Source organism: Nostoc sp. NOS(2021), assembly GCF_017115025.1.
Classification (GTDB): Bacteria; Cyanobacteriota; Cyanobacteriia; order Cyanobacteriales; family Nostocaceae; genus Nostoc.
In genome coordinates this window covers 1-5,106 of record NZ_JABXKM010000216.1, presented here as the reverse complement: position 1 = coordinate 5,106, position 5,106 = coordinate 1, and the positions used below count along the sequence as shown (strand labels likewise).

The 5,106-nt window shown below is 42.8% G+C and carries 7 protein-coding genes; 3 read left to right on the top strand and 4 right to left on the bottom strand.

The features are described from left to right. Together HWQ41_RS23230 and HWQ41_RS23225 are read left to right on the top strand one after the other, a co-directional pair. The coding region (locus tag HWQ41_RS23230) for a response regulator (protein ID WP_292768154.1) at positions 1 to 399 on the top strand (399 nt) is incomplete at its 5' end. 762 nt (positions 400 to 1,161) lie between these two features. Further along, the gene (locus tag HWQ41_RS23225) at positions 1,162 to 1,773 is read left to right on the top strand and encodes a LuxR C-terminal-related transcriptional regulator (protein ID WP_292768151.1); all 612 of its coding nucleotides are present in this window, start codon (positions 1,162 to 1,164) and stop codon (positions 1,771 to 1,773) included. Positions 1,774 to 1,924: 151 nt separating this feature from the next. On the opposite strand, the gene HWQ41_RS23220 is transcribed toward HWQ41_RS23225, so the two are convergent. From HWQ41_RS23220 to HWQ41_RS23205, 4 genes are all read right to left on the bottom strand, one after another. After that, a complete protein-coding gene (locus HWQ41_RS23220; protein WP_292768148.1) occupies positions 1,925 to 2,050 on the bottom strand; it encodes a hypothetical protein in 126 nt (41 codons plus the stop codon). A 109-nt stretch (positions 2,051 to 2,159) separates the two neighbouring features. Beyond that, on the bottom strand, positions 2,160 to 2,588 hold the full coding sequence (locus tag HWQ41_RS23215) for a hypothetical protein (RefSeq protein ID WP_292768145.1): 429 nt from the start codon (positions 2,586 to 2,588) through the stop codon (positions 2,160 to 2,162). A 646-nt stretch (positions 2,589 to 3,234) separates the two neighbouring features. Next, positions 3,235 to 3,678 carry a VOC family protein gene (locus tag HWQ41_RS23210; protein WP_292768143.1) on the bottom strand — a complete coding sequence of 148 codons (444 nt, stop codon included), beginning with the start codon at positions 3,676 to 3,678 and terminating at the stop codon, positions 3,235 to 3,237. Positions 3,679 to 3,774: 96 nt separating this feature from the next. Continuing rightward, complete coding sequence (locus HWQ41_RS23205; RefSeq protein WP_292768141.1) at positions 3,775 to 4,287, bottom strand: TIGR02652 family protein; 513 nt, start codon at positions 4,285 to 4,287, stop codon at positions 3,775 to 3,777. 239 nt (positions 4,288 to 4,526) lie between these two features. Between HWQ41_RS23205 and HWQ41_RS23200 the strand changes: the two genes are divergently transcribed. Then, positions 4,527 to 5,054 carry a gamma carbonic anhydrase family protein gene (locus HWQ41_RS23200; RefSeq protein WP_292768138.1) on the top strand — a complete coding sequence of 176 codons (528 nt, stop codon included), beginning with the start codon at positions 4,527 to 4,529 and terminating at the stop codon, positions 5,052 to 5,054. The last annotated feature ends 52 nt before the right edge of the window (positions 5,055 to 5,106 follow it).

Here is a 5,106-nt window from a genome sequence, read left to right as displayed (position 1 = left end):
CCCCTTCTCCCCCTCTCCCTCTTTGGCGTGCGCGTGCTGGTTGTAGATGACCAAGCCGATACCCGTGAATTCATCACCACAGTACTCGAACAGTGCCAAGCCGAAGTTCAGGCTGTAGCATCCGTTCCAGAAGCATTGCAGGTAATTAGACAGTGGAAACCAGATGTTTTAGTCAGCGACATCGGTATGCCCCAAGAGGATGGTTATTCTTTGATCCGCAAACTGCGATCGCAACCACCAGAACTAGGGGGAAATATTCCCGCCGCCGCGTTGACAGCTTATGCTAAGGCAGAGGATCGGCTGCGAGCTATACAAGAAGGTTATCAGCTACATTTACCTAAACCTATTGAGGCAGCTGAGTTAGCTACAGTAGTTGCCAGTCTTGTTGGACGGACTTAAGAAAATGGGGTATGGGGCATTGGGAATATGAATTAAATTCTGCCCCATGCCCCATTCCCTCGTGTATTTTTATTTCAATATAAATAATTATTGTGTATTGGAGCGATCGCTACTTAGTAGAACGTGAGTTCGTTCCAGAGGACAGACTTGCGTAATAAAACCTCAGAAGTCTTTTGATTCCCCTAATTAGACGGACACTATAGCGGTTCTCGTTTGGACGCAATACACTTTGCTCTCTCTCCTAGAGAGGCTTTGAATCTTACTCCCCAACGCTAGTAAGGAAGAGGCTGTTCTTGTTAGGTCTGTATTGCACTCAACCCAGAAGCGCCATATATATAAGCCGTCGAATTCACGTTAGTACAAGTAGCTGCAATACGGAGATATTATCCGAAGCGTATTGAAAGCGGCTTCCGAAATAGGCAATTTAGGAGTTGTATTTAAATTATGTAACCTCAGTTAATTCAAGTAGGCTACATAAACTGTCGCTTGAGTATTGTTAAGTAATTGATGTTAATAAACACACTTCCATTTACCTTGATCAGCGTGATTAATCTGTAGTATTTACCCTTCGAGTGACACTCGAACGCGAACAGCGTATCGCAGACAAGACTCACTAACGCCAGTCTGCTCAAGTCGGGTCAGTCGTCCCCCGCAGTGGCTGATCAAATTTACTCAGATAATCATGTAAAAAATCGATGGTGGATATTTAAATCCCCATGAGTCTAACAAATAAGGATTATTTTATACATTAAGATACCTCATATGATCGCCCCAACAAAGACATTAGTAAAAACATTAGCTGAACCACAACAATTAGATAGTATTGACTTACATAACTCGAAGCGAGCTAATTTTTTACAAGAAGTAATCGAAGGCTTAGAAGACGGTATATTAATTTTAAGCCAAACTGGTGAAGTAGTTCATGCTAATGCATCTGGTCATCGCCTTTGTTGTCAATTCAATCAAGGCAATTTCAACCAAAATTTTGTACCGCCAGTCATCTGGAATCTTTGTGAATCGTTACTTAGCAGTGGGTATTTGTTTTCTGATAAACTCATCATTCTGTCTGATGAGATTGTGCTTGATAAGTCAAATGTTTTTCGTGTTAGGGTAAGACTGCTAGATTTAGATGGGTTTGAAGTGCCTTGCTTATTAGTGACCATTGAAAACCAATATGAGTCTCTGAAAAGTTTAGCAATCACTGAAGTTAGAAAATTTGACCTGACGCCACGAGAAGCTGAAATTTGGTTTCTCTATAGAAGCAACTACAGCTACAAAGAAATTGCCACTAAGCTTTACATCACCATAAACACAGTGAAAAAGCACATGAAAAATATTCACACCAAGCGACAAGCATGTTTTGTAGTTGAATAGTAGTAATTTCTAGGTTTAAATACTTATAACTATGTTAATAAATTTAAGTTGTAGAGTGCGTTACGCTTTCAGCTAACGCACCTTGAATTATGGATAGTGCCGTACTCTGGTCTAACACACCCGACGTTAAGAAATTTTCTTGCCGACTTACTTAAAGCTTTCTGGAGATAGCAATGAAAATATCTCTTTCTCGATTTGCAAGGGTTCGCGGCACTGGCAGATGTTTTTGCTGCCGCAGGTCTGGGTTTCCTTTTCGCGCCGGACGTTTTGTACTCATAATGTATCACTTAGAACATCAAACCAGATATTCCGAGATTACATCTTATACTGACTTTTTGCTTAAGTTGACACCAATGAGCATTGCTGTGCCCCTACGGCGTGTTAGTTCAATCAGTTAGTTTATTAAAAACTTCTAAAATCTGTCGGCAAATCTGTTTGAGCTTATCCCCAATTTCACCAGAAGGTGAAGATGCGCCGACAATACTCCAGTTTTCCACCGTAGAAAGTCGCCACGCTTCGCCGCGATGATCAAATCCAGCTACCTCCACGCCGATCGCACGGCGTGAATTATTGATGGGATCTTGATAAAATCGGATTTGAATCAAAATACTACGACTTCGCCAAGATTTGCTAATACCAGGAAAGTGAAAGCCAATATCTATAGAATCTGGATCGACTAACTCCCTAGTTTCCGGGTCATTCTTCCAGGGTTTGAGATCAGATTTGGCATCAGGAAACTCGAATTTGAACAAATTAACTACCGTAGCAATGTTGCTAGCGAGTTCAAGGTTCGTTGCCTGTTCAGCTGCGTTCACTAAAAAACACTCCTATATTGCGTCGGCATCTTCGGGGATGTGAAGACAGAAAAACCGCCAGAAGGCTTATATGATTGGTGTTTCAGCTTATCAAGACCTTTGAGATTTAGCAACTCTAAATCATACTTCCCTAACAATCCTCGTTACTAACAAAAGCCAAAAATCGCTTCTTGTTGGGACTGGCTAACACCTATTAAGTAATTGTACTTAAAAATTCTTCAAAAGCAGATGAAACTCTGCCTTTTGTAAAAAATATCAGGATTTTCTGCAAAATCCTTGGCTGACAAGAATCCCCATAGGACTTACGCACTTTACAAATTGAGCATCATGTGCATCTGAAGATTATTAAGATAAAAGTCTTGCCCTGCCTCGTTCCTGGGCTGCTGCCTGGGAATGTGATCACTCGGAGGCTCTGCCTCCCAGTTTGACAGGAGGCAGAGCCGGACACAAGAGCATTACAAGGCAGCAGCCCAGGAACGAGAGGTGATCACATTTGGTTATGTCTGTCAATGCGTAAGTCCTACCCCAGAGACTAAAGACCCTAAAATCCCAAAAAGATTTTAGGGTCTTACTGCTGGGCTTTCATGCTTTCCGCACTATTCTCTAATAACGGCAAGGGATATTTTTGACACATAAAAAAGCTAAATTATGAGAGTTTTGCTAAAATCCGAATGAATTCCAGAGGTAAGCCATCAGTATCGGCGATGAAAGCCACTTCGTAAATGCGATCGCCTATTTGCTGTTGTGTCGGTTCTAAAAGTACCTTCAACGGTTGTAATTCTTCGGGTTGACTCTCAGCAGCTAATGATACACGTTCTTGTAAACTTGTCAACCAGCTAGGTAAATCTGGTGTAATCTCAGTTAAATCGAACGAGAGATGATAATATCCCACATAATGCTCGTCAGCAAATGCATCTGGGGCTGGTTTTGGTTCGGGAATTTGGATCAGTTCAATTCTGCCGCCCAATCCTTCCATCCAGCAAGCTAGGGTGTAGCCTGTAGTAAAGCGTTCCGAAATTGTAAACCCTAAAAGTTCGTAGAATGCGATCGCTCGATGAATATTCGCAGTCCGAATAGAAGCGTGGTGCATAACAAAAGTTAGGAGTTGTAAGTTATGAGTTATAAATTGAATTTAACTCCTAACTCCTAACTCCTAACCTGTACAGACGCGATTAATCGCGTCTCTTTACTCAAATAACCTGAAATAAGGGTAGCGTACAGGGACGCCAGGCTCTTTTTCCAAGTCAAAATTAATCACTTCCCAACAGGGATCTTCTGAGGTATCGGGGCTAAACTCCACGGGTAAGCCATACAAACGCGCAGCAGTAGCTTCTGGTTGTCCAGAACGCCAAGGTGTGCTGCGCTCCAAATAGCCACTCATCAATTCCTGATAGCGTTGAGCAATAATCACTTTTGTTGCTCGATACCCTTGGGTATAAAGCTTGTCTAATGCTTCGTGAATTTCAAAGCGAATACCATCGGGATGAGTATGCTGTCTATACCATTCATTATTCCACCTCCGCCAATGACGCCCCGATTGCAAATGGATTAACTCTCCATTTTTAGGATTAGCTTCAAACGCGCCATGACGCGGACACAAATAGGTATCTGTTAGTGTCAGCGCCGGAATAGTCTGGCGACAATGGGGACACTGTATTTCAGGCCCAAACATCGGGTACTGCAAGCCTGGATTCATCATGAAGTGCGTACAAACATAATTTTGTCTTCACCAGCACTAGTGGGTTGGATTATACACTTCGGCTCTACAACTTTGGGTTACTTGCTCACTGCTGCACAGACACGGAGTTGCGGCAGAAACATTGTTCACTAGTGTTTTCCTCACCGTAGAGGCTTGACGCTGTGATATCCTGGTTGTGCAACCAGCCTCAAAGGTTGGAGTTTCTCTAGTGTTCCTGGGTACCATATTCATATTCTATCGTGTCTACCGCTTCTTACTGGACATCTCCCGATTTTTCTCAAGCTGCCTTCATCGCAGCCAATGCTATTGTTATGGGTTCGGTAAATATAGCAGCAGGGGTGAGCATTTGGTATGGAGCAGTGGTTAGAGGAGATGTAGAACGGATTGAAATTGGCGAATGCACAAATATTCAGGATGGTGCAATTCTACATGGCGATCCTGGTTTTCCGACAATTTTAGAAGATCATGTTACCGTCGGGCATCGCGCTGTGGTACATTCCGCTTACATTGAGCGTGGAAGTTTGATTGGCATTGGCGCGGTGATTTTAGACGGGGTACGAGTAGGCGCTGGTAGCATTATTGGTGCTGGCGCAGTGGTAACTAAAAATATACCGCCTTTATCCCTAGTTGTCGGTATTCCTGGCAAAGTGTTACGAGAAGTAACAGACGTTGAAGCCGCAGAACTGATTGAACACGCTAAACGTTACCAAAAGTTAGCTTTAGTTCATGCTGGTAAGGGTACTGATATTGGCTTTAGCAAGACTTAGGGAGTGGGGAGAAATCAATTCAAAATTCAAAATGACGCTCTCTACGAGACGC